Raw genomic sequence first — 21,959 nt, 5'->3', positions numbered from 1 at the left:
TCTTACATGATCGCAGCGGCGCGGCAAAACATGTGGAAAACGTCCGGCCAACTATTCCTCGAAATCCCGTCCTTTTCGCAGCAGATAGATATCCATAATCCAGCCGTGCCGTTGCCGTGCCTCGGCGCGGAGCGCCTGAATCTCGGTGGCGATATCCCCAAGCCGTCCCGCTCTGACGATCTCGTCCTTGGTGCCGAGATAGGCGCCCCAAAAGATTTCGGCGTCGGGATCGTCGATCTTCGCAAAAGCCTGTTCACCGTCGAGCATGACGACCGTCGTGGAGGCCTGGAGCCCGTCCCGCGCCAGCCTGCGCCCGGTGGTGATCTCGACCGGCTTTCCCACCAGGTTGACCGAGATCCTGTGGCTGGCCGCCAAGGCCTGAATGCTGGTGATGCCGGGAACGACGCTGTAATCGAAATCCAGCCCGGTGTCCTGCCGCACCCGTTCGATGATGCGGATGGTGCTGTCGTAGAGGCTCGGATCGCCCCAGACGAGAAAGGCGCCGCGGCCGTCATCGGGGAGGCCGGAGATCAGCTCATTATAGATAAGGGCAATCTCGGCATGCCAGCTATCGACGCTTTGCGTGTAGCTTCTGTCAGCAGTCTGCCTTTGCGGCAGGGCGAATTCTGAAATCCGAATCCCCGGCCGGGTGGCATATCGTTCGCAAATGTCTCGCCGGACCTCGGCAAGCTCTTCCTTGGCTGCGCCCTTCAGCGGCAGGAATATCACGTCGGCGGCGATCATTGCGTTGATTGCCTGTATGGTGACGTGCTCCGGATTGCCCGTGCCGATACCGATGATATGGATGTGCTTCAAGCCGATAGTCCCCGTGAGTCCCGGCGGTCTTGCCGAAAAAGGCGGTGTTCTGCAAGGGCGATGGCAGAGAGTTGGCCGCGGCCAACCGGGCCGGAATGCGTCTCGGCCCCTATTGTTGCCGCAAATTGCGAATCGTGTCACCTTCAATACGCTTTTTGACGCTATGTTGACGAAAAAGCGCATCGAAAAGGATTGGGTGTTTTGGACAACATTAGCGTATCGACGACAGATGTGCGGATCGAGCGGCATGCGAACCAGCTTTCGCGGCAACTGAAGCTGTTGCGCGAGAAGCTGTTTCCGCCGCTGTCGCAAAAGACGCTGCGCACATTTTCCTCAGGCGAGGCCGCCCAGATGATCGGCGTCTCCGACGGCTATCTTCGCCAGCTTTCGCTGGATGGCAAGGGGCCGCAGCCGGAACTTTCCCAGAATGGCCGGCGCTCTTATACGCTCGGCCAGATCAATGAATTGCGCCATTATATGGCAAAGCTGAAGCCGAAGGATGCGCTGTCCTACCTTCCCTGGCGGCGCGCCGGCGAGAAGCTGCAGACGGTTGCCGTCACCAATTTCAAGGGCGGCTCGGCCAAGACCACGACGACACTTTATTTGGCGCAGTATCTGGCGCTGGCGGGTTATCGGGTACTCGCCATCGATCTCGATCCGCAGGCATCGCTCTCGTCCATGCTCGGCGTGCAGCCGGAATTCGATCTCTCCGATGGTGATACGCTTTATGGCGCAATTCGCTATGATGCCGATCGCAAGCCGCTGAAGGACATTATCCGCAAGACTTATTTCGATGGTCTCGATCTAGTGCCGGGCAATCTTGAATTGATGGAATTCGAGCATGAGACGCCGCGGGCGCTCAGTGATCGCCAGCGGCCCGGCGAATTGTTCTTCCGCCGCGTCGGCATGGCGATTGCCGAGGTCGAAGCCGATTACGACGTCGTGGTGATCGACTGCCCGCCGCAGCTCGGTTACCTGACGCTCGGCGCCGTCTGTGCCGCCACGTCGCTGCTTATCACGATCCATCCGCAGATGGTCGATGTTGCCTCCATGTCGCAATTCCTGCTGATGACCTCGGATCTGCTTTCGGTCGTGCGCAAGGCCGGCGGCGATCTGCAGCACGATTTCATAAAATATGTCGTGACCCGTCACGAACCTTTCGATGCCCCGCAGTCGCAGATCGTCGCGCTGTTGCGCAGCCTGTTCAGCGATGACGTGTTGACGGCGACCATTCTCAAATCGACGGCGATCGCCGATGCCGGCCTGACCAAGCAGACGCTCTTCGAGATCGAGAAGGGGCAGGTGCGTCGCTCGACCTATGATCGGGCGCTGGAATCGGTCAATGCCGCCAACGGCGAAGTTCTCGCCGGTATTCACAAAGCCTGGGGCCGCACATGAGCAGACGCGATCGCCTGAAAGGTCTCTTCGACGACACGGCGCAAGAGTTGGCCGCGGCCAACTACGACGAGACCTCTTTGCGCGGATCGGCCGGGCCGGTTCGGACGATGGCGTTGACGCTTGGACGCATGGAGGAAGAGAGCAGGGCGATGCAGGAGGCTTTACTCTCCGGCGAACGCATCGTCGAGCTCGATCCCGACCTGATCGATTCTTCCTTCGTCCGCGATCGCCTTGCCGATCAGCCGCTCGATATCGAGGATGAACTAGTGCGGTCGATTGCCGAGAACGGCCAGGAAGTGCCGATTCTCGTTCGCCGCCATCCCGATGATGAGAGCCGCTACCAGATCGCTTACGGCCATCGCCGCCTGCAGGCCGTCAAGCTGCTCGGGCGCAAAGTGCAGGCGATCGTCCGCAAGCTCGACGATGTCGATGTGGTCATCGCCCAGGGCATCGAAAATTCGGCGCGCCGGAACCTTTCCTATATCGAGCGGGCTGTCTTTGCCCTCAATCTCGAACTCAAGGGTTTTGAGCGTCCCGTTATCATGAAGGCGCTGTCGACTGACAAGACCGAGCTTTCGAAGCTGATCACCGTCGCCAAGGCGATCCCGGCCGATATCGTCAGGTCGGTCGGCGCTGCACCCGGTATCGGGCGTCGTAAATGGATGGCGCTTGCCCAGGACTGGAACGGAATGACAGCGGCGCGGCTTGCCAAGCTCGTCGGTTCGCAACGGTTCACGGCTGAGGAAAGCGACCGCCGCTTCGAGCTTCTGGTTGCCGAGCTGGCCAGGAAAGAGGCGAAGCCCGAACCCACGGAATATGACTGGAAGCCGAAGAGCGGCGGCAAGATTGCCGGCCGAATCAAGAGCGCCGGCAATTCCTTTACGATCGCGTTGAAAACCGGCGACGCGCCGGATTTCGGCGCTTACATTTCACGTCGTCTCGATGAGCTTTACGAAGCCTATCGGGCCGGTAGATTAGAAGCAGGAGAGTAGGCCGCAAAAGAAAAAAGCCTCCGAACGTTGCCGCCGCGGAAGCCTTTCTCATATCTGGACAATCTGAGAATCGCACTTCCTCGAATCGCTGTCAAGCATCTTCGGCATCCTTTTGGGTGGTAGACTTCTTTTGCCTTGAGAAAAGGTGAGGGACATGGAGCCTCAATATGTATCGACGCCCTTTGGGCGGCGATCGATGACGCTTGGCATGCTGGCAAGCCAGGAAAATGCCAGCAAGGTCGAATCCGACGCATCGGTCGACAAGTGGAAGATCTTTCGCGCGCTCTGCGAAGCAAAGGACATGTTCGGCGTATCGGACCGTGCGCTCGCTGTTCTCAACGCGCTGCTGACCTTTTATCCGAAGAACGAGATTGCCGAGGCCAACGGTTTCGTCGTCTTTCCGTCGAACGAGCAGTTGTCGCTGCGGACGCATGGCATGGCCGGCACGACGTTGCGGCGGAACCTGGCGGCGCTGGTGGAGGCCGGCCTGATTATCCGGCGGGATAGCCCGAACGGCAAACGTTTTGCCCGCCGTAACGGCGAGGGCGGGCTTGGAGAGGCGTTTGGCTTCAGCCTGGCGCCCCTCCTGGTGCGCGCCGGCGAGATCGAGGCGCAGGCGGCTCAGGTGCTTGCCGGCAAGCTCGAATGGAAGCGTTTGCGGGAGCGGCTGACACTGTGCCGGCGTGATATCACCAAACTCATCGAGATCGCCCTGGAAGAGGAAATTGCCGGCGAATGGATCGAGATGCAGACGCAATTCAATCTGCTTTCGGCAAGCCTGCCGCGCCGCCCTTCGGCCGCCGAGATGGAAAGCCTGCTGACCGATCTCGAAGCGTTCCGCGAATTGATCGTCAAGACGCTGGAATTGAAGACGAAAACAGAAAAAACAGACGCCAATGACAGCCAGAACGGTCGGCACATACATAATTCAAACCCAAACCACATATCTGAACTTGAACCAAGCTTCGAACCGAAGCAGGGGGAAAAGCCGGAGGAAGAAGCGCGGCCGTGGCGGGAGCCGCCAAAATCCTTCCCGCTTGCCATGGTGCTGCAGGCCTGCCCGGAGATCGTCGCTTATGGGCCGGGCGGCGGGATCGGCAGCTGGCGGGATCTGATGGCCGCGGCCGTCATAGTCCGTTCGACGCTGGGCGTCAGCCCGAGCGCCTATCAGCTAGCCTGCGATGTGATGGGGCCGGAAAACGCCGCGACGGTGATCGCCTGCATCCTGGAAAGGGGCGGCCATATCAACTCGGCCGGCGGCTATCTGCGCGACCTCACACGGCGGGCCGAGCGTGGCGAGTTCTCGCTTGGGCCCATGCTGATGGCGCTGATGCGGGCAAATGGTCCGGCAGCAAGGAAAACCGGATGAACGGCGATGAAAAAGTTTCGCGCCAGCTGCGCCAGCTAGAAGATATGCGGAGCGCCGCTCAGCCGTCTCGACCGCTTCCTTCCCCGACCATTTTGTTGAAATGCGCCGTTAACCATGTCATAGATGGCGGAAGGAAACGTCTCCTTTGCTTCCATTTGTGAAAAACCGTAAAGCTTAACAATGCGCTACGAAATCGACGCTGCGATGCTTCAAACCCTGCTTTCATCCTTTGCGGCAGCAGAGGATGCGCTGGCACGGCTGGATGAGCGGGTGGTGCGTTCGCCGGTTGGCGAGGGGTTTGCCGAACGCAGTCATTTCTTCGATGCCGCCGGCGCGCTGTGGGTGGCCGGCGAACTTGTGCATGTCGAGGATCTGGTTTTGCACGATGCGCATATGGACAGCCGGGCGCCGAGCCACGAACTGACGATCGCCCATTCCGTGCTGCGGGCCCGCCGGCGCATCTGGACCGGAGAACCCGCCTGGGCGCTCGGAGCCTCGGGGCTTGCGACGCTGACGGCGACGCTCGGGGAAGGGGAGGGGGCGGCGCCTGAAGTAAAGAGCCCGGGGGTTCCGGCCGAGACCGACGAAGAGGGCGGGGATGAGGACGGGCCGTTGGCTGCCGAGATGGCCGAGATCGATGCGCTGCTTGCCCGCTCGCAGAAGCTGCTCGACATCCATACGGGCAAGGTGACGGTAAGCGAGACGGCCGCCGCTGCCCCGGCGAGGCGTAATGACGATCCTCTCGGCCTGCTGGGGGATGACGAATGGGACGAGGAACAGCGGCTTGCCGAGTGGCGCGGCCTATTGCCATTGGCCGACAGCTTGCCGCCGGTTCTCGGCGCGATCATTCTTTTCGAAGCCTGGGAAAGGATCGAGCCATTGCGGCGTCAGCACTGGCTCGGCGGTCTTCTGGTTGCAGGCCATCTCCGCGCCCGCGGCAAGGTCGCCTCGCATCTCTTTTCTTTTTACGGCGGGCTGAAGCTGGTGCGCCACGAACGTCGCCGGGCGCGCGACCGGGCGACGCGGCTGCAGGCCTTCCTTGAGGCGATGCATCTGGGGGCTGCCGCCGGACTGAAGGAACTCGACCGGTTATCGCTCGCCCGCACGCAGATGGAGCTGCGCTTTCGCGGCCGCCGCTCGAATAGCAGCCTGCCCGACCTTGCCGATTTCATCCTGTCGCGGCCGATGGTCTCGGCGGCGATGATTGCCCGCCATCTGCGCATTACGCCGCGCGGGGCGCTGAACCTTGTCAACGAGATCGGCATTCGTGAAATCACCGGCCGCGGTCGCTACCGCGCCTGGGGCATCATCTGAAACGAAAACGGCCGGGTTGTCGACCCGGCCATCTCCTTTTAAGTGAGCACCCGATCCGCCATCCTGTCATAGACTGCAGACCAGGCGCTCTTGCGCTTCCATTGCCCCCAGAAGCGCAGTCCTATTCCCGCTCGCCCGTGAAGTTGAGCAGAAGCTGGAAGATGTTGACGAAGTTCAGGTAGAGCGAGAGCGCACCGAAGACGGCGAGCTTCTGGTTCGATTCCTGATCGTAGTTTTCCGAATACTGTTCCTTGATGTTCTGCGTGTCGTAGGCGGTGAGGCCGACGAAGACGACGATACCGATCACCGAGATGGCGAACTGCAGCGCGGACGAACCCAGGAAGATGTTGACGATGCTGGCGATGATAACGCCGATGAGACCCATCATCAGGAACGAGCCCATGCGCGACAGGTCACGTTTCGTCACATAGCCGTAAAGGCTGGTCGCGCCGAACATCGTGGCGGTGATGAAGAAAGTCCGCGCGATGCTCATCCCGGTGAAGACCAGGAAGACGGAGGCAAGCGACAGACCCATCACGGCGCAGAAGGCCCAGAAGGTGATTTGCGCGGTGCCGGCCGACATCGTCTGGATGCGGAACGAGAAGAAGAAGACGAAGGCGAGCGGCGCCAGCATCACCACCCACTTCAGCGGTGAGCCGAAGATCGGCACGTAGAGGGCGGGCGTCGAGCCGACGACGAAGGCGACGAGGCCGGTGATGACGAGGCCGAGAGCCATGTAATTGTAGACGCGCAGCATGTGCTGGCGCAGGCCTTCGTCGAAGACGGCCTGGGTGCCGGCGACGGCGCCGTAGCGGGAATTGATCGGGTTCATGCTGATCTCCTCGGTTTGAACTAATAGAGAGAACGGGCGAGCCGTTCGGCCGCCTGATCGAGATTGAGACCGCTTTCGTCGGCGATCAGCGCATAGGCGACCTCGCCGATCTGCCAATAGGCGGCTTCGGCCTTCTCAAGTGCGAGATGGCTGACCGGCTTGACCTCGAAGGCGCCCGGGCGGACGGCGAAAAGCGATAGCCGCTTTCCATCCGATTGCTCGATCGCCATCTCGACGCTCGGGCCGAATTCGGATGGGAAGATCTGTACGTCGGCGACCTTCCAGTCCTTCGGCAGTTCCGGCATCACGATGGCGGTAGCGGCGCGGATATCATCGGCGCTGTAGGTAGCCGGCGTCTGCGGGGGCATCGATTGGCGCAGGGCCGCAGTCTGAAAGGCGCGGACGGCATCCTCGACATAGGCGGGTGCCGGCACCGATGCCGAAACCTCGGTTGCCGAGAAAGCGCCGAAGGAATTATGCGCCACCCAGCCGGCGGTCACCAGAATGCCGACGGCGGCAATGCGCTGCATGGAATGGAAGATGCGACCATAGGAAAGCCCACGTTCCAGCCGGCGGGCCGCATCGCGCGTCTCCGGGCGGCCGAAGGCGCTTTCTCCGGCCAGCGCCAGGCGCAGCTCGCCCTTGACGCTGAGGTCGGCCATGACCTTGGCGGCAATCGCCGGATGGTCGGAGAGATAGGATTCCACCTGGATGCGGCGGGCGACATCGAGTTCGCCATCGACATAGGCGTCGAGATCGGCATCGAGGATCGGATCAATTGCTTTCATTGCCGTCTCCTCCGATCAGTCTCAGATGCGACTTGCGCGGCGTCTTCTCCTCGAATGCGCGCAATTGCGCGCGGGCGCGGGAGATGCGCGACATCAGCGTGCCTATCGGAATGCCGAGCGCATTGGCGGCTTCCTGGTAGGAAAGGTCTTCGATCGCCACGAGATGCAGCGCCTCGCGCTGTTCCTCCGGCAGGTCGAAAAAGGCGTCGCGCACCTGCTGCAGGCGCACGGCATGTTCTTGGCCGGCCGGTAGCGACTGCTCGGCCTCGACCGCCGCCTCGTCGTGACGGCGCGCCAGCGACCGGTTCTGGCGCAGACGGTCGATATGAGCATTGTGCAAGATGGAGAGCAGCCAGGTGCGCAGATTGCCGCCGCTGCGGAAGCTCTTTTTTTTCTCGAGCGCACGCACCAGCGCATCATGCACCAGATCCTCCGCCTCGTCCGAATTGCGCACCAGCGAGCGAGCATAGCGCCTCAACGCTGCAAGCTGTCCGATGACGTCGAAGGGGCGTTCTTTGCGTTCCATGATTGAGTATACGCAAGCGCGGCCGATTTTATTCCCGGCGCGGCTAAAAAATCATGAGGGTCGAAGATGCCGTCGCCGCGCCTCAAATCCGCGATTGTTTATGACAACTACATGACAGATCATGACGCCGCTGATTTGAGGGGAAAATAAAGAATGAAAGATAAGAAGCGGGTCTACGAAGCTCTCGTAGACGGCGCCATGGAAGGGCTGACGGATCAGGCGCTCTATGATTTTGTCAAAGCGCGTTGTCCAAACGCCACCAGCAAGAAAATCGTCCGGGCCTCGCTTCTCGCCCTGATTGATCCTCATCTGCGAGACCGCAATATCCTCGACGTGATCTACGCGCTTGCGATCAAACATCGGCTGGATGACGGCGAGGGAGAGCGAACTCCATCCGCGCTGGCCGCCAATCAGAACATGCCGCAGCTTTCCTGAACAGCGCCGTCTGCGTCTCCCGACATGGTCAACCGCCGTCCGAAAGTCCTTCGAGGATCGGACAGTCTGGCCTGTCATTGCCGTGGCAGGCATGCACGAGATGCTCCAGCGTGCGCCGCAGTTCCGAGAGCTCGCGGATTTTGCGGTCGATCTCGGCAAGTTTGGTCTCGGCGATATCCTTGACGTCGGCGCTTGCCCGGCTTTTGTCCTCGTAGAGTGCCAGCAACTGCCGGCATTCCTCGACGGAAAAGCCGAGACCGCGCGAGCGCTGCAGGAAGCGCAGCTTGTGAACGTCGGTCGCGGCATAGTCGCGGTAGCCGTTTCCGCCCCTTTCGGGGCGGATCAGGCCGATATCCTCGTAATAGCGGATGGTCTTTGACGGCAGGCCTGAGCGTTCCGATGCTTCGCCGATATTCATCGCCATCTCCTATAATTTTGCAAAGCGCAGTCTCAGCGCATTTGAAATCACCGAGACGGATGAGAGGCTCATCGCCGCCGCCGCGATCATCGGCGACAGCAGCAGCCCGAAGATCGGATAGAGCACGCCGGCTGCGACCGGCACGCCGAGTGCGTTGTAGCCGAAGGCGAAGCCGAGATTCTGGCGGATGTTGCGCATCGTCGCCTCCGCCAGCCGGCGCGCCCTGACGATGCCGGTGAGATCGCCCTTCACCAGGGTAATCCCGGCGCTCTCCATCGCCACATCGGCGCCGGTGCCCATGGCGATGCCGACATCGGCAGCAGCGAGCGCCGGCGCGTCGTTGACGCCGTCTCCGGCCATGGCGATGACGGCGCCCTTGGCGCGCAGTTCGTCGATCAGCGCGCTCTTGCCCTCCGGTAGCATGTCGGCGCGGACCTCGTCGATCCCCAGGCTTTTTGCCACGGCCCGTGCCGTGCGCTCATTGTCGCCGGTCGCCATGATGATCTTCAGGCCGCTGTCGTGCAGCGCCTTGATGGCGGCTTCCGTCGTCGGCTTGATCCGGTCGGCAACGGCGACGAGGCCGGCAAGCGCGCTGTCGACCACCACGAACATCACCGTCTTGCCGTCGCCGCGCAGGGCTTCGGTCTTCTCGGCAAGCGCCGAAGAATCGATGCCGAGATCGGCGAGCATCGCCGCATTGCCGAGCGCCACCATCGTGTCGCCGGCAAGGCCCTGAACACCCTTTCCGGTCTTCGCCTCGAAGCCGGTGACCTCGACGAAGGCGATGCCGCGCGCCTCGGCGCCGGAAACGATTGCCTCGGCGAGCGGATGTTCTGAGCCGCGCTCCAGGCTGGCGGCCAGAGACAGCAACCGGTTTTCGTCGGTTCCATCGAAGGCGACGATGTCGGTAAGCTTCGGCTTTCCCTCGGTCAGCGTGCCTGTTTTGTCGACGATCAGCGTATCGACCTTGGAGAAACGTTCCAGCGCTTCGGCGTCCTTGATCAGCACACCTTCTCCAGCGCCGCGCCCCGTCGCGATCATGATCGACATCGGTGTGGCAAGACCGAGTGCGCAGGGGCAGGCGATGATCAGAACGGCGACGGCGGCCAGCAGCGCGTTGGCAAGGCTCGGCTCCGGGCCGACCGCTGCCCAGACGATGAAGGCAAGGATGGCCGCGGCGACGACGGCCGGCACGAAGAAAGCCGACACCCGGTCGACCGCCCCCTGGATCGGCGCCCGTGAGCGCTGCGCCTTGGCGACCATGTCGACGATGCGCGACAGCACCGTGTCGGCGCCGACCTTCTCGGCCGACATGACGAGCGAACCGTTCTTGTTGATCGTGCCGCCGGTCAGTCCGTCGCCTTTTGACTTCTCCAGAGGCAGAGGCTCGCCTGTAATCATCGATTCATCGACGGTCGACTGGCCCTCGAGAACGGAGCCATCCACCGGCACACGTTCGCCCGGGCGCACCCGCAGCCGGTCGCCGGCCTCAATCTCGTCCACCGGCACGTCACTCTCGCTGCCATCGGCACCAATGCGGCGCGCCGTCTTCGGCGCGAGATCGAGCAGAGCGCGGATCGCCGAACCGGTGCGCTCGCGTGCCTTCAATTCCAGCACCTGGCCGACGAAAACGAGGGCGACGATGACGGCGGCCGCCTCGAAATAGACGGGAACGGCCGCGCCGTGACCGCGGAAACTCATCGGGAAAATGCCGGGCGCAAGCGTGGCGACGAGGCTGTAGACATAGGCGGTGCCGACGCCGAGACCGATCAGCGTCCACATATTCGGGCTGCGGTTGACGACAGATGCCCAGGCGCGGCGGAAGAAGGGCAGGGCCGCCCACAGCACCACCGGCGTTGCCAGCAGCAGTTCGAGATAGGTCGCCTGCGGCTCGCCGATCATCTCCCGGAGAGGCAGGCCGAGCATCGGTCCCATGCCGAGGGCGAGTAGCGGCAGAGCCAGGATGGCGCTGACCCAAAGCCGTCTGGTGAAGTCGACAAGTTCCGGGTTCGGGCCTTCGTCATCAGGCGGAATGCCCATCGGCTCCAGCGCCATGCCGCATTTCGGGCAGTCGCCAGGCCGGTCGCTGACGACTTCCGGATGCATCGGGCAGGTATAGAGCGTGCCCTTCGGCGCCGGCTTTGCCGCCGGGCGGTTGCCGTCGCGATAGGCCGAGGGATCGGCTTCGAATTTTGTCTGGCAAGCGGCCGAGCAGAAATAGAATTTCTCGCCCTCGACTTTTAGAAAATGTTTCGCCGTCGAGCGATCGACGGTCATGCCGCAGACGGGATCCTTTGCCGTCAGGTAATCCTGCGGGGCGGCCGCAAACTTCGTCCGGCAGCCTTCCGAGCAGAAATGATAAAGGCGGCCGTCATGATCGAGCGAAGGCTTGCCGGCCTCCGGATCAGCGGTCATGCCGCAGACCGGATCACGGGTTATGACGCCGGCAGTCTTTTCCCGGCCATGCCCGCAACAGCTGTGATCGTCGCTATTGATGTGGCCGTGATGGTGATCGTGGTCGTGTTTGATATTCATGACTATCTCCTATGCCCTGGGGGCAGTTGGAGAGGCTTATCCACCTTCCAGCAACTGGAAGGTCAAGCGCTAATTTTGACAAGGCCGATTTTTTGAAGCCGCCGCTCTCTCGCCCGATCCTCAGATCGGGCTGATCAGCCCGACCGGCTGGCTGCCGAGCAGGGCGGCGACAGCAATGCTGCCGCCGGGTTCGATCGTCTTGCCGGTCACCAGATCCGCCTTCAGCCCATGGAGAGGGGAGGGGACGGCGATCGCCGTATCCTCCCAGAATTCCGGGCCGGCAAAGAGCACGCCAGGGTCGAGCCAGCCGAACATCAGCCGGGGTGCGGCGACGATCGCGAAATTGTCTTTGTGCACCCGAGCAAACGCCAGCACATGCTCGCGCCGGCTGCCCGTCACCTTCAGCGGCAGATAGTCGCCTTTGGCAAAGAGCCCCGGCTGCCGTTGGCGCAGCTGCAGGCCGATCGCGACGATGCGCTGCTTCAACGCGGCCGCCTGAAGCTTGGCGATCGGCCCGGCTTCCGCGAGCCAGGCGGTGAGCCGTTCGTGATCGGCCGGCCGGCGATTGTCGGGATCGACGAGGCTGAAATCGAAACCCTCGGAGCCCTGGTAGATGTCGGGAATGCCGGGCGCCGTCAACTTGAGGAGCGTCTGCGACAGGCTGTTGAGGTAACCGGCGGCGATGAAGGGCTGCAGCACCCTTTCGAAATCCTCGAGGAAGGCGTCATTCTCGGGTGAAACCAGCGCCGCCGCATAGGCCCTCACCGCGTCTTCATAGGCGGCATCCTGTTCGATCCAGCCGGTGTGGAGCTTCGCCTCGCGCACCGCTTTGACCGCGTAATCGGTGAAGCGCTCGTGAAGTTCTTCCGTTCGCCCTCGGTCGAAATCTTCCGGCCAGATGCCGGCCAGCGCCTGATAGAGCATCCATTCGACATTCGGCTCTGGTGCTGCGCCCTCCGGCAGCTCCGTCAGCCATGGCCGGTTCATCTCACGCCAGCGCGCCACCGCCTGCGCGAAAACATCCGCCCCTTCGCTCAGCGCATAGAGCCTGGCGCGCGCATCCTCGCCGCGTTTGGTGTCATGGGTGGCACTTGCCGACAGCCCGTCCGGCTGCAGCCGTGCCCGCTCGGCCATGCGGCGATGAAAACCCTCCGGGCCATCGGGCGCCTTGCCGGGTTCACCGCCGACTTCGTTTGCGGCAAGCAGCCTGTTGTAGCGGTAGAACAGCGTATCCTCAGTCGCTTTCGCCATCACCGGCCCGCTCAATTGCTGAAAGCGGATGCGGAACTCATGGGCGGCATCCCCGTCGACCTTGCCTTCGAGAAGCCGCAGCACATGATCGAGGGCACGCCGATCATCGAGTCGGCCCATGACCTGCGATGCGGTTGCAGCAAGGACGGCTGAATCCTGCCAGGCGAGCGGACCGCCGTCGCCATAGGTGCGGTAGACCGGGAAGGCGATCAGCAGCTCGGTCAGCGCCGTCGCGATCTCGTCTGTATTGATCTCGGGAAAGATCCCTGCGGCGATCGTTGCCAGTCTGCCGGTCTCGCCGGCGAAGTTGCGCTCGACCATAAGCCGCTTGGCAAGCCGCCGGCCTTCCTCGAGATCGCCGGTCTCGCCGGCGAGGCTACGATAGGCATCGTCCAAGCGGCGCAGGCCGCTGCCATCGACGAAGAGTTCGCTGAGTGCAGCGATGAATTCATATCCCGTGGTGCCCGAGACCGGCCAGCTCTCCGGCAGCGCTTCGCCGGCCCCGAGGATCTTTTCCACGACGATATAGGTGTCTGGCCCAACCGCGTCCCTCAGCCGGTCGAGATAGGCCTTGGGTTCGGCGAGCCCGTCGACATGGTCGATGCGCAGGCCCTGGACCTTGCCATGGCGCACTAGCTCGATCGTCAGCCGGTGCATGTCCTCGAACACGGAGGGATTTTCGACGCGGGTTCCCACAAGCCCGGTGACCTCGAAAAAACGGCGATAGCTCAGATGCCGCGCCGCTTCCTTCCAATGGGTGAGCCGCCAGTGCTGTGCCTCATGCAGGCTTTTGACGAAGTCGCGATCGGCCGAGATCTCGTCGAGCTTTTGTCGAAGAATTGCCCGGTCTCCGCCTTCGAAGAGGATGTCGCGCATGGTGCGGGCAAAGTCCTCGCCGGAGGTTACGGCCGCAGCCTCCGCCATTCTCGTTGCCACCGGATCGTCGAGCCGGTTTGCGATCGCGCCGTAACTGCTGGGGTTAAGCGGCAGCAGCGTGTCGAAATAGGCGAAGGCGAAATTGCCATGCGTTTCGTCGAGCACAATGCGCAGCTCGCCGGCAGCAAGTGCCGCCTCGAAATCCTGGCCGAGCTGCGGCAGGGTCAGCGGCTCGCTCCAGTCGATGTCGAAGTGGCCGGCATATGAGCTCTGTTGGCCGAATGCCAGCACGTCGCGCCACCAGCCGTTTTCCGGCGAGGCGGCCATGTGGTTCGGAACAATATCGAGGATGAGGCCCATGCCGGCCGCAGCGAGGCTTTCCGTCAGCCGCTCGAACCCCGCCCGGCCGCCGAGCGCCGGATCGATGTCGTTGGCGTCGGTGACGTCATAGCCGTGGGTCGAGCCGTTAACGGCGGTGAAGATCGGTGAGGCGTAGAGGTGGCTGATGCCGAGCGTCTTGAGGTAGGGAATAAGGCCGCACGCACGATCGAAGGTCATGCCGTTGCGGAATTGTATCCGATAGGTCGCGGTCGGAAGTGTCATGAGGCCGTCTGACGTTGGAGGGAGACCCTTTCCAACGGTTGTACCGGGGGTTTGGTTCCCTTACAGCGCCGCGCGTCTTTTGAGACGCGCAAAGCACGATGCGCTAGTCGATGAAAACGCCCACGCTTGCGGCGCGTCCGGCCGAGTCGATAACGGTCAGTTTCGAGTAACCGCCGCCATCCGGCAGCCACTGCTGCGTGCGCCGGCGCGAGAGATCGGGCAGCGGCTTGCCGTTGGCAAGCCAGCGGAAGGGAGCGCGGCCGCCCTGCAGCTTCAGCATCAGCGGCGACAGGTCGCCTGCGTCGGCGCCGAGATCGATATGGGCACCCTCGGGCGGATAGACGATTTGGGGCGCGGGCTCGCGGCCGGAGGCGACGAGCAGGCCGCTGGCATTCAGCGCAAACCGCCGCTGGCTGATCGGCAGCTCGGACTGGGCGATGCGCACGGCGCCGGCCGGCGGGCGGGGCAACGGCGTCGTGGCGATGCCGGATTTGGCGAAACCTTCAAACAGGATGGGGGCGGCGGTACCATAGCCGGTCAAACCAGGCACGGCGCTGTTATCCGGCCGTCCGACCCAGACGCCGAGCACATAACGCCCGTCATAGCCGACCGACCAGGCGTCGCGATAGCCGTAGCTCGTGCCGGTCTTGTAGGCGATGCCGCGCTGCGGCGCGCCGGCGGGGGGAATGACGCCGGAGAGAATATCGGCGACGTTCCAGACCGCCACCGGCTCCAAAAGCGGTTCGCCGTCGAGTTTGCCCGGTTCACCGGTGATGCCGTCGCCGAGCCTTGCCGGCTGGCCGCGATTGGCGAGCGCCGTATAGAGCTGCACCAGGTCCTTCAGAGTGATGCCGACGCCGCCAAGACCGATCGCCAGCCCCGGCGTTTCGTTCGGTGGCAAAGCCGGGCGCACTTCGGCGCGGCGGAAGCGCACCAGTAGCCGCGACGGCCCGACGGCGTCGAGCAGTTTGACCGCCGGTACGTTCAGCGACAGCTGCAATGCCTCGCGCACGGTGACATCGCCCTGATAGCTCATGTCGAAATTGCGCGGCCGGTAACCGAAGAAATCGGCCGGCCGGTCCTCGATGATCGTCTCCTGGGAGACGAGACCCTGCTCGAAGGCGAGCCCGTAGATGAAGGGCTTCAGCGTCGAGCCGGGCGAGCGGTTGACGCGCGTCATGTCGATCCAGCCGGAGCGGCTGGCGTCGAAATAATCGGCCGAGCCGACCTCGCCGACGATCGCGCCCGTCTGCGCATCCGCCATCACCATGGCGAGTGAGAGCTTCGGCCCGAGTTTCATCGCCGCCGCCCGGGCGACCGCCTCCAGCCCCTGCTGCACCTGCTTCTTCAAGGTCGTCTGGTGTTTGAGGACCGAAGGCTCCTTGCGCAGAGCCGCTTCGCCGACATGGGCGGCCAGTGCCGGCAATTGCATGCGCCGCGGCGGGATGGCGACAACCTCAGCCCGCGTCGCCTCGCCGTCGCCGACGGCCTCCGCCACGGCGACGCGCTCGAGCACGCGCTTACGCGCCTCATGCGCCGCCTGGAGATTGCGGTCCGGCCGGCGCCGTTCCGGCAATTGCGGCAGGGCGACGAGCAGGGCGGCCTCGGCGACCGTCAGGCGCCGCGGCTCCTTGCCGAAATAGGCAAGGCTTGCGGCGCGCACGCCTTCGAGATTGCCGCCATAGGGCGCATGGGTGAGATAGAGGTCGAGGATCTGCTCCTTCGACAGCCGCCGCTCGATCTGCACGGCACGCACCAGCTGCAGCAGTTTTGCCGAAAGCGAACGTCCGGCCCGCGGCTCAATCAGCCGCGCCACCTGCATCGACAGCGTCGAGGCCCCGGAAACGATGCGGCCGTTGCGGATGAATTGCAGGCTCGCGCGCCCGAGCGCCCAGGCGTCGACGCCGCCGTGATCGTAGAAGCGCTGGTCTTCATAGGCGATCAGCATGCGCAGGAATTGCGGATCGACGTCGGCAACCGTGGTCTTCAGCCGCCAGCGGCCTTCCGAGGTCGCGAAGGCGCGCAGCAATTGGCCGTCGGCATCGAGCACCTCGGCGGAGACCAAATCCGCTTTATCGAGTGGTGGCGGAAAGGCCTTGTCGGCGGCGTCGAGCGCGAAAAGGGCCGCGCCGGCAAGAAGGATGCCGGCGGCGGACCCGATCGCGATCTTGCGCCACAGTCTCATTGTTGCGCTGCCACGACCTCCATCTTGCCGGTCGCGGTACGGGCCGAAAGCTCCGGCCGGTACATGTCCTCGACGCTGGCGGCCGGATGGTCGTAGGTGCCGGGGGTGACGGCGCGCACGACATAGGCGACGTTGAATTCGCGCTCGTCGCCCTGGGCGCGGTTGAAGGCGGCGACGAAGCGGTCGTAGCGGAATTCGGTATGGGCGGCCGCTATCTCGCCGATCCAGTCGAAATTCGTCATCTGGGCGCTGTCGACCAGGTTCGGATTGTCGATCTCGAAACCGGCCGGCAGAAGGTCGGTGACGACGATACGCGACGGCCAGTCGTTGGTCTCGCGCACATGGATGACGACGACGTAGCGTTCGTTCTGCTTGGCTTCGCTGACATTCGCTTCTTCGCCGTCGAGCGTGTAATAGGTGCGCTCGACAATGAAGCCGTCGCCGCCGGCCGGCAGGGGCACGGTCGGGGCGGCAACGGTGGTGACGACAGCCGAGACTGCGTCGCTCGTCTGGTTGGTCAGCGTCAGCGGATGATCGGCGAGCGCATCGCCGCTCATGCGGGCCATATAGGCGCCGGTATGGGCCGCGCCGTTGACATCGACCTTCAACCCGTCATCGCCGCCCTGAATGGCGCGCGCGGCAAGCAGCATCCAGGTCTCTTCCTGAGTGCTCTTGTATTTGCTGCGACCCCATTCCTTGGCGACGGCCTTGGCAAGATCCGGGATGACGGGCGGCACCGGCCGGCTTTCCGCAGCGAGCGCCAGGATCGCCGCGCCATCGCGCAGGATCGTGCCGTAGTCGGTGCGCGACAGATTCACCCGCGACACCATCGATTGCTGCGACATCTGCAGCGCGTCGACGAAGATGTTCTTCGAACGCTGGGCATCGCCATAGAGCGCCAGTGCGGCGGCGATATGCGCCTTGGCAAGCGGCGTCGGGAAGTCGTTGATCATCGTATCGGCATAATAACGCAGATCGCTGATCGCCGCCTTCTTGTTGCGGGCGAGCACATAGATGGCATAGGCGATCTGGTCGCCCTGGCCCTTGATGTCGGTGGTGTAGGAGAGGGTATTCTGCAGGTTTTCGAGCGCCTGCACGAAGGCCTTTTCCGGCACGTCATATTTCATTTCGCGAGCCCGCGTCAGGAAATCGGTGACGTAGCTATCGAGCCAGACGTCGCCTGAATCCGGTCCCCAAAGGCCAAAGCTGCCAGCAGAGGCCTGGTAGGAGAGCACGCGGTAGATCGCGTCCTGCACGCGCTTGTGCACGTCGTCGTCATTTTCGATGCCCGCCTGCTTCGCCACTTCGGCGAGATAAAGCAGCGGCAGCGCCCGGCTGGTGGTCTGCTCGGCGCAACCGAGGGGATAGCGATCGAGCGTCATCAGCAGGGCGGGAATATCGAAGGCGGCCGAACGGGTGACGTTGACGCTGATCGAGGCGCCGGGCAGCACGCTGTCGGCAAGCAGGTTCTTGTCGACGGTGAGTTTGGCCCCGGGCTTCAGCGCCAGCACCCTGCGTTCGGTGATCGGCAGGGATGACGGGCGCACCGGTACGTCGACAGTCTGATCGAGCGAGAGGCCGGAGGCGTCGGAGAGGTTGATCGAGACGCTGCCGGCGCCCGGCTGTTTACCGATGAGCGACAGCGTCAGCTCGGATTTCGCCCCGGCTTCCAGACGGATCGTCTGGGCGGCGGAGGCTTGGTCGATGCCGACCGCGTCATTGCCGGTCAGCTGCAGCTTGTAGTCGCCGGCCGGCGCATCGGTGTTGGCGATGTCGAGGCGCAGATTGGCCTTGTCGCCGGGGGCGAGGAATTTCGGCAGACTCGCGGTGACGACGACGGGATCGCGGATGATGACATCCTTGACGCCGTGGCCAACACCGGTCTTTGACCATGCCACAGCCATGACACGCGCCGTGCCGTTGAATTGCGGGATGTCGAAGGAGACATTGGCCTTGCCTTCGGCGTCGAGCTTCACCGGTCCTGAGAAGAAGGCGACGAGCTTTTGCGTCGGTGGGCTTGCCTGCAGCGCAATGGCACCGCCGTCGCCGCCGGTCCTGAGCTTGCCGGTTGCACCCAGCGAGCCGTCGATCAGCCGGCCATAGAGGTCGCGGATTTCAAGGCCGAGCTGGCGCTGGCCGAAATACCAGTCCTCCGGGTTCGGCGGTTCGTAGCGTGTCAGGTTGAGAATACCGACATCGACGGCGGCAACCGTCACATAGGCATCCTCATTGGCGCCCGCCCCCGCCACCTGCAGGCCGATGTTCAAAGGTCCGCGCGGCAGCATCTTTTCGGGCGTGTCGAGCTTGACCTGCAGCGCCCGCTGCTCGGGATCGACCTTCAGCCATTTGATGCCGATCGAACGCATCGGCATGTGACTGTCCTGGGCATCGCCGGGGCGGAAGAGCGTCGCGGTCACATAAGCGCCGGCACCCCAGTCCGCGGTGACGGGGATGTCGACTTCGCCGCCGGTTTCTCCCATCGTCGCATTTTGCACGGCAACCAGTTTTTCGGTTCCGGCCATGACCATCAGCTCGCCGCCATAGCGCGAGGTGACTTTCAGCTTGGCGGTGTCGCCGACCTTGTAGCTGTCCTTGTCGAGGGCGATTTCCAGCCCGTCGGGTGTTTCGGTCGAGGTGGAGGCCACGAACCAGCCGGCGTCGAATTCGACGCTGGAGGTCGGGCCGTCGGCATCCGGGCTTTCCACTTCGAGGCGATAGCGGCCCCATTTCACCGGCACGGAGATCTTGCCGCCGTCCGCCGTCGCGTCGACGCTGCCATTGGCGATTTGCTCGGCGGTGTAGACTGGCTCGTATTTCCACGCCGTTCCCTCGCGATACCATTGGTATTCGCGGTTGAGGCTGTAGAATTTCCAGCGCAGGCCTTTGGCCTCCTGCCTCTCGCCCTCGGCATTGACGCCGATCACCGTGAAGTTGGCGATCGAATTCTCGGGCAGATCGCCGGAAAATTCCGGCTTGATGCCGATCGAAGCGCGCTCATTCTTCACCGGCAGGGTGAGCGAACGCTCGATGGCACGGCCGCCGGCCTCCTGCATGCTGATATAGACGGTGGCGTTGAGCAGCTGCGTCGTTGCCGGCAGGTCGCCGACGGTCAGATCGGTCGAGGCTTCGCCGTTCTCGTCGAGTTCCGGCAGGCCGTCGATCGACAGGCGCGAATCCTCGCTCGCCTCCTCATCGGCAAGCCCGAAGAGGAAGCCCTGATAGGCGGCGCTCTCGCGCGTCGGCTTGACGACGACATTGCCTTCGAGCGTCAGGCCGGCGGCCGGGGCGCCATAGAGATATTTGCCGGAAACATTGATCGTGGCCGGCGTATCCGGGCCGATTTCCTTGGCCTCGGTCGTGATTTCCATGTCGGTGCGATCCGGCACGAAATCGTCGACCAGGAAGCTCTTGGTGGCGATCGCGCTGCCCTTGGGATCGGTATAGATGTTCATCGTCCAGGTGCCGCGCATGGCGTTTTCCTGGGTCGGGAAATCGATGCTGTAACCGCCGAGATTGCTGGTCTGGCTGACAATCCGCCGATCTTCGACCCCGTCGGGACGGCTGAAGATGAAGGTGAGCGGCAGGTTCTCGATGGCGTTGCCGTCGGTGTCGCGGGCGAGCGCCTGGGCATGCACCGTTTCGCCGGCGCGGTAGATGCCGCGTTCGGTGAAGGTGAGCACATCGATCGCGCCGGGTGCGGCGCGGCCGGTGACGCCGCGGTCGGAGAGGTCGAAGCCGGCCCGCGTCATGTCGAGGAAGACGTAGTCCGACGCGCCGTTCTTGGCGGTAATGACGGCGGGCGTCAGCGCCGCCGTGCCGCGGATCAGGCCGGCGGTGAAGGTGGCGCGGCCGTTTTCGTCTGTGGTCGCGGTGCCGAGCACCTCATTGTTCTTGGCAAGCAGCTGCAGCTCGACGCCCGATATCGGCTTTGCCGAGGCGAGCGAACGGGTAAAGACATTGAGGCCATCGGTGCCGGCATAGGTGGTGACGCCGATATCGGAGACGAGGAACCATTGCGTCGCCTGGGAATCCCATTCCTGCGTCGGGCCGTTCGGGCCGGTTGCAGTCATGACATAGATGCCCGGCTTGCGCTCGGGCAGCGCCTCGTCGACCGGGAAGCTGGTGACGATGTCCTTGTTGAGCTCGTTGGCGATGTCGATCGAACCCTGCCAGACGAGTTCGCCGTTCTGATCCTCGATGTTCTGGGCGCTGTAGCCGTCGAGCTGGCTCAGGAACTGCGAATTGGTCAGGAGCGGGGCGATGGCGCGATCGCCGATGCGGTAGAGCTTGAGGTTGGCAGAGGCCAGGTTGACCGAGACGATCGGAATGCCGCGGCGCGCCGTCGAGGGCAGCACGAAGCTGTCGCCGGTGAAGCGCACCATCTGGCTGCGGTCCTTGATATAGACGTCGATGCTGACAGGTGCTTCGAGCGCTTCGTCGACGGATGACGGCAGGCCGGTGCGGAAGGCGATCTTGTAGGTCTCGCCATGCGTCAGCCCCTCGACGCAGATCTGCTTGTCCTTGGTTTCGAGCGCCTTGGGGGCGGCGCCGTTCAGCGTCACGAAGGGCGTGTAGTCGGTGGTCTTGACGAGCGCCTCGGAGAAGGTGACGCAGGCGCGCGGCGTGGCGCTGTCGGCATCGACCGTGTGTTCGGTGATGCGGAACCCTTGCGTCGATTTCAGCTGCAGATAGGCTGTCTGCACATCATCGGAGGCAACCAGCGCCAGGCTCGCCTTGTAGGCGTCGAGCGCCGGGCGGTAATTGGCGTTTCGGTCAAGGGCGTCGGCGAGGACGGCGAGCGCTTCGGCGCGCTTGGGCTTGGTGCGCGTCAGCTCGTAGCCGTTCAGCGCGTCGAGCACGGCCTGGCCGCTCGTACCGCTCTCGGCGGTGCCGAGCGAAGCTGCGGCGCGGGCGGTTTCGAGCCAGAGATCGGCGTCGTCAGGGGTGATCGACAGCGCGCCATGGAAGGACTTGAGCGCGTCGGCCAGATTGTTGGCGGTGAGGTCGAGACGGGCATTGGCGGTCAGGCTGTCGGCGCCCTGGCCCTGCTGGTCGTCGGTCAGCTCGAGATTGTCCTTGAAGTCGCGGGCCTGCTGGATCAGGTCGTTGGTCAGGAAGGTCAGGCGCGGCGCGGCGCCGAGATCCGGCTCCTTCTGAGCGGTGGTTTCGACGATCTTGCCGGCAATGGCGCCGGGGAAGGCATTCATCGTCTTGAAATCGGATTTCAGGAAACACCATTTCACCTTGGGATTGTAGGTGAAGGCCTTGCAGCTCTTATCGCCGATGCAGGAGGTCTTGCACTGATCGAGCGAGACGTTCTGCTCGGTGCGAAGATCGAAGCCGAAGAAATCGGCGTCCTTGATCGTCTGGATGTCGCGCTTGGTATCCGCAGCGGCTGCGGGAAAACTGACCGCGATCATGGAAAATGCGATTGTCGCGAAAGCAAAGAACGAGCGCACGGACATAAGGTTCCCCCCGGAAATGCAGGCTCTAACCGGCGGCACTCTCCTCACTCCTCACGGGATTGTCAACTCAGGTTGTAGGCTGTTTCAACTTCACACAGACGCTTTCGTCCGGCTGTCACATCGGCGTGAGTGATCGCCTTGTGATTTGCGGCCTCG

General features: G+C 63.3%; 14 protein-coding genes. 5 read left to right on the top strand and 9 right to left on the bottom strand.

Annotated features, from left to right (window positions below; all coding sequences use genetic code 11):
* Positions 1-51: 51 nt before the first annotated feature.
* Complete coding sequence (cobF, locus tag CO657_RS32025; protein ID WP_054184015.1) at positions 52-816, bottom strand: precorrin-6A synthase (deacetylating); 765 nt, start codon at positions 814-816, stop codon at positions 52-54.
* A gap of 201 nt (positions 817-1,017) precedes the next feature.
* On the opposite strand from cobF, the gene repA reads away from it, so the two are divergent.
* From repA to CO657_RS32005, 4 genes are all read left to right on the top strand, one after another.
* Entirely contained in the window at positions 1,018-2,214 is a 1,197-nt protein-coding gene (gene repA, locus CO657_RS32020) for a plasmid partitioning protein RepA (RefSeq protein WP_003594998.1), read from the top strand.
* Positions 2,211-3,206, top strand: coding sequence for a plasmid partitioning protein RepB (repB, locus tag CO657_RS32015; RefSeq protein ID WP_054184016.1), 996 nt, complete (start codon positions 2,211-2,213; stop codon positions 3,204-3,206). Before repA ends, repB begins: the two co-directional genes overlap by 4 nt.
* 154 nt (positions 3,207-3,360) lie before the next feature.
* Positions 3,361-4,575, top strand: a complete 1,215-nt coding sequence (repC, locus tag CO657_RS32010) for a plasmid replication protein RepC (protein WP_054184017.1) — start codon at positions 3,361-3,363, stop codon at positions 4,573-4,575.
* A 180-nt stretch (positions 4,576-4,755) separates the two neighbouring features.
* A complete protein-coding gene (locus CO657_RS32005; protein ID WP_054184018.1) occupies positions 4,756-5,889 on the top strand; it encodes an RHE_PE00001 family protein in 1,134 nt (377 codons plus the stop codon).
* Positions 5,890-6,010: 121 nt separating this feature from the next.
* On the opposite strand, the gene CO657_RS32000 is transcribed toward CO657_RS32005, so the two are convergent.
* From CO657_RS32000 to CO657_RS31990, 3 genes are read right to left on the bottom strand one after another with little or no spacing between them, the layout of a single operon-like run.
* On the bottom strand, positions 6,011-6,721 hold the full coding sequence (locus CO657_RS32000; protein ID WP_054184019.1) for a Bax inhibitor-1/YccA family protein: 711 nt from the start codon (positions 6,719-6,721) through the stop codon (positions 6,011-6,013).
* 20 nt (positions 6,722-6,741) lie between these two features.
* Positions 6,742-7,509, bottom strand: coding sequence for an anti-sigma factor family protein (locus CO657_RS31995; protein ID WP_054184020.1), 768 nt, complete (start codon positions 7,507-7,509; stop codon positions 6,742-6,744).
* Positions 7,496-8,035 carry a sigma-70 family RNA polymerase sigma factor gene (locus tag CO657_RS31990; RefSeq protein ID WP_054184021.1) on the bottom strand — a complete coding sequence of 180 codons (540 nt, stop codon included), beginning with the start codon at positions 8,033-8,035 and terminating at the stop codon, positions 7,496-7,498. Before CO657_RS31990 ends, CO657_RS31995 begins: the two co-directional genes overlap by 14 nt.
* 153 nt (positions 8,036-8,188) lie before the next feature.
* On the opposite strand from CO657_RS31990, the gene CO657_RS31985 reads away from it, so the two are divergent.
* Entirely contained in the window at positions 8,189-8,470 is a 282-nt protein-coding gene (locus CO657_RS31985; RefSeq protein ID WP_054184022.1) for a hypothetical protein, read from the top strand.
* A gap of 28 nt (positions 8,471-8,498) precedes the next feature.
* Here CO657_RS31985 and cueR read toward each other — a convergent pair whose 3' ends face one another.
* The 5 genes from cueR to CO657_RS31960 all read right to left on the bottom strand — a co-directional run bounded on the left by cueR (position 8,499) and on the right by CO657_RS31960 (position 21,803).
* On the bottom strand, positions 8,499-8,888 hold the full coding sequence (cueR, locus tag CO657_RS31980) for a Cu(I)-responsive transcriptional regulator (protein WP_003595010.1): 390 nt from the start codon (positions 8,886-8,888) through the stop codon (positions 8,499-8,501).
* A 9-nt stretch (positions 8,889-8,897) separates the two neighbouring features.
* The gene (locus CO657_RS31975; RefSeq protein ID WP_054184023.1) at positions 8,898-11,423 is read right to left on the bottom strand and encodes a heavy metal translocating P-type ATPase; all 2,526 of its coding nucleotides are present in this window, start codon (positions 11,421-11,423) and stop codon (positions 8,898-8,900) included.
* Positions 11,424-11,543: 120 nt separating this feature from the next.
* Positions 11,544-14,153, bottom strand: a complete 2,610-nt coding sequence (treY, locus tag CO657_RS31970; RefSeq protein WP_054184024.1) for a malto-oligosyltrehalose synthase — start codon at positions 14,151-14,153, stop codon at positions 11,544-11,546.
* 103 nt (positions 14,154-14,256) lie between these two features.
* Complete coding sequence (pbpC, locus tag CO657_RS31965) at positions 14,257-16,338, bottom strand: penicillin-binding protein 1C (RefSeq protein WP_054184025.1); 2,082 nt, start codon at positions 16,336-16,338, stop codon at positions 14,257-14,259.
* A complete protein-coding gene (locus tag CO657_RS31960) occupies positions 16,335-21,803 on the bottom strand; it encodes an alpha-2-macroglobulin family protein (RefSeq protein WP_054184026.1) in 5,469 nt (1,822 codons plus the stop codon). The genes pbpC and CO657_RS31960 overlap by 4 nt, the downstream gene beginning before the upstream one ends.
* Positions 21,804-21,959 lie beyond the last annotated feature (156 nt).

It is taken from the genome of Rhizobium acidisoli, assembly GCF_002531755.2.
Taxonomy (GTDB): domain Bacteria; phylum Pseudomonadota; class Alphaproteobacteria; order Rhizobiales; family Rhizobiaceae; genus Rhizobium; species Rhizobium acidisoli.
Note: the sequence above shows the minus strand (reverse complement) of the source record. Positions and strands in the feature narration are given on the sequence as shown.

What these genes read in the sequence shown, in the direction of transcription:
- repB (WP_054184016.1), top strand. Translation starts at nt 2,211, where the DNA reads ATGAGCAGACGCGATCGCCTGAAAGGTCTCTTCGACGACACGGCGCAA.
- CO657_RS31995 (WP_054184020.1), bottom strand. Translation starts at nt 7,509, where the DNA reads ATGAAAGCAATTGATCCGATCCTCGATGCCGATCTCGACGCCTATGTC.
- CO657_RS32005 (WP_054184018.1), top strand. Translation starts at nt 4,756, where the DNA reads ATGCGCTACGAAATCGACGCTGCGATGCTTCAAACCCTGCTTTCATCC.
- CO657_RS32000 (WP_054184019.1), bottom strand. Translation starts at nt 6,721, where the DNA reads ATGAACCCGATCAATTCCCGCTACGGCGCCGTCGCCGGCACCCAGGCC.
- CO657_RS31990 (WP_054184021.1), bottom strand. Translation starts at nt 8,035, where the DNA reads ATGGAACGCAAAGAACGCCCCTTCGACGTCATCGGACAGCTTGCAGCG.
- cueR (WP_003595010.1), bottom strand. Translation starts at nt 8,888, where the DNA reads ATGAATATCGGCGAAGCATCGGAACGCTCAGGCCTGCCGTCAAAGACC.
- CO657_RS31975 (WP_054184023.1), bottom strand. Translation starts at nt 11,423, where the DNA reads ATGAATATCAAACACGACCACGATCACCATCACGGCCACATCAATAGC.
- pbpC (WP_054184025.1), bottom strand. Translation starts at nt 16,338, where the DNA reads ATGAGACTGTGGCGCAAGATCGCGATCGGGTCCGCCGCCGGCATCCTT.
- CO657_RS31985 (WP_054184022.1), top strand. Translation starts at nt 8,189, where the DNA reads ATGAAAGATAAGAAGCGGGTCTACGAAGCTCTCGTAGACGGCGCCATG.
- CO657_RS31960 (WP_054184026.1), bottom strand. Translation starts at nt 21,803, where the DNA reads ATGTCCGTGCGCTCGTTCTTTGCTTTCGCGACAATCGCATTTTCCATG.
- repC (WP_054184017.1), top strand. Translation starts at nt 3,361, where the DNA reads ATGGAGCCTCAATATGTATCGACGCCCTTTGGGCGGCGATCGATGACG.
- treY (WP_054184024.1), bottom strand. Translation starts at nt 14,153, where the DNA reads ATGACACTTCCGACCGCGACCTATCGGATACAATTCCGCAACGGCATG.